The organism is Caloranaerobacter azorensis DSM 13643 (assembly GCF_900129995.1).
GTDB lineage: Bacteria > Bacillota > Clostridia > Tissierellales > Thermohalobacteraceae > Caloranaerobacter > Caloranaerobacter azorensis.
This window is the reverse complement of sequence record NZ_FQXO01000144.1, coordinates 1-1739: the sequence shown is the minus strand read 5'-3', so window position 1 is coordinate 1739 and position 1739 is coordinate 1. Positions and strand designations below refer to the sequence as shown.

The 1739-nt window shown below is 30.9% G+C and carries 3 protein-coding genes; all 3 read left to right on the top strand.

Annotation, left to right across the window (positions count from 1 at the left end; translation table 11 throughout):
- Positions 1 to 104 precede the first annotated feature (104 nt).
- Genes BUB51_RS12535 through BUB51_RS12525 form a run of 3 tightly spaced genes read left to right on the top strand, consistent with a single transcriptional unit; the run spans position 105 to position 1604 of the window.
- Positions 105 to 866 carry a tRNA threonylcarbamoyladenosine dehydratase gene (locus BUB51_RS12535; RefSeq protein WP_073198181.1) on the top strand — a complete coding sequence of 254 codons (762 nt, stop codon included), beginning with the start codon at positions 105 to 107 and terminating at the stop codon, positions 864 to 866.
- Between the two features lie 22 nt (positions 867 to 888).
- Complete coding sequence (locus BUB51_RS12530; protein WP_073198179.1) at positions 889 to 1314, top strand: SoxR reducing system RseC family protein; 426 nt, start codon at positions 889 to 891, stop codon at positions 1312 to 1314.
- 20 nt (positions 1315 to 1334) lie between these two features.
- Entirely contained in the window at positions 1335 to 1604 is a 270-nt protein-coding gene (locus BUB51_RS12525) for a metal-sensitive transcriptional regulator (protein WP_035161303.1), read from the top strand.
- Positions 1605 to 1739 lie beyond the last annotated feature (135 nt).

Here is a 1739-nt window from a genome sequence, read left to right as displayed (position 1 = left end):
CATAATAGAAGTATCGGATAAGATCTATAAATCTATAAAGATTTATAGGTATGCGTTGCCTTCTATAAGGTTTTTATAGATATAAGTCAACGGTGTTGTAAGATATGTTGCATGCATTTTCAAGAACAGAGATGTTAATAGGTACAGAAGGGTTAGAAAAACTTAAAAAAAGTACTGTTGCAGTTTTTGGTATTGGTGGAGTAGGTACTTTTGTAGTCGAGGGTTTAGTTAGAGCTGGAGTAGGTAAACTTATATTAATAGATGACGATGATATATGTTTGACTAATATAAATAGGCAGATTCATGCTACAAGGAGGACTATAGGTAGATCCAAGGTGGAAGTAATGAAAGATAGAATATTAGAAATAAATCCTGATGCAGAAGTTATAGCTCATAAAAAGTTGTATAATGCGGAAAGTGCTAAAACATTACTTTTCGATTCATATTCTTATGTTGTTGATGCTATAGATATGGTTTCTTCTAAATTAGATTTAATAGAAAGATGTAAAAAGATGGGTATACCTATAATAAGTAGTATGGGAACTGGAAATAAGTTAAATCCTACTATGTTAGAGGTTGATGATATATATAATACATCGGTTTGTCCATTGGCGAAGGTAATGAGGAGAGAATTGAGAAAAAGAGGGATAAAGAGTTTAAAGGTGGTATATTCAAAGGAAGAACCGATAAAACCTAAACTGATTGATAGTAATTGTAAGACTGATTGCATTTGTCCGAATAAAGATAGAACTTGTGCTGAAAGAAGGCAAATACCAGGAAGTATTTCTTTTGTACCATCTGTTGCAGGTTTGATTATTGCTTCTGAAGTAGTAAAGGATTTAATAGGAATAAATGGGTCTAAATAAAAATATTTGGGAGGATTAATGAATGGATCAGATAGGATTTGTAAGTAGGATTGAGGGAGATAGAGCCGAAGTTATAGTGAGAAGAGTTTCCTCTTGCGGCGATAAATGTACTAGTTGTAAAGGTGGATGCAGTGTACCCGGTATAAAAACGACTATTAAAAATACATTAGGGGCAAAACCGGGAGATTATGTAGAAATTAGAATGAATACGAGTATAGTATTAAAATCAGCATTCTTAGTGTATGTATTGCCGCTTATTTTAATGATATTTGGAATAAGTTTAAGTATATATTTATTTAAAAATATGGGATATAACAATTATGAAAATCTTGGTTTTATAGCAGGGTTACTATTTTTAGGTTTTTCATTTATAATTTTAAGGTTATATGATAAAAAAATTAAAAAGAATGAAAATTATAAATTTGAAATGGTAAGGATTTTAAAATAAACAGAAATGAGGAGGTCAAAATGGAAATTATAAAAAATACTAATGATATTATAGTTAGATTGAGGAGAATAGAAGGGCAGATAAAAGGTATTCAGCGTATGGTTAATGAAGATAAATGTTGTGGTGATATTTTAATTCAAATAGCGGCGGCTAGGTCTGCACTTAATAAAGTTGGTGGATTAATTTTAGAAAATTATATGAAAGATTGTATTAAAGATTATTTAGATAAAAATAAAGGTGATGAAGTAATAGAAGAATTAATTGATACTATGCTTAAATATACAAAATAGATAAATTTTAGTTACAAAAAAACTGCTAAAAAATTAGCAGTTTTTTATGTGTGCCGGGCATGCGTAACAACTAGGTGGTGAAAGTCCACTGTGGGGGTTGACCGTGCCAACCACTAGCCAAAGGCAAGGGTGTCC

What these genes read in the sequence shown, in the direction of transcription:
- BUB51_RS12525 (WP_035161303.1), top strand. Translation starts at nt 1,335, where the DNA reads ATGGAAATTATAAAAAATACTAATGATATTATAGTTAGATTGAGGAGA.
- BUB51_RS12530 (WP_073198179.1), top strand. Translation starts at nt 889, where the DNA reads ATGGATCAGATAGGATTTGTAAGTAGGATTGAGGGAGATAGAGCCGAA.
- BUB51_RS12535 (WP_073198181.1), top strand. Translation starts at nt 105, where the DNA reads ATGTTGCATGCATTTTCAAGAACAGAGATGTTAATAGGTACAGAAGGG.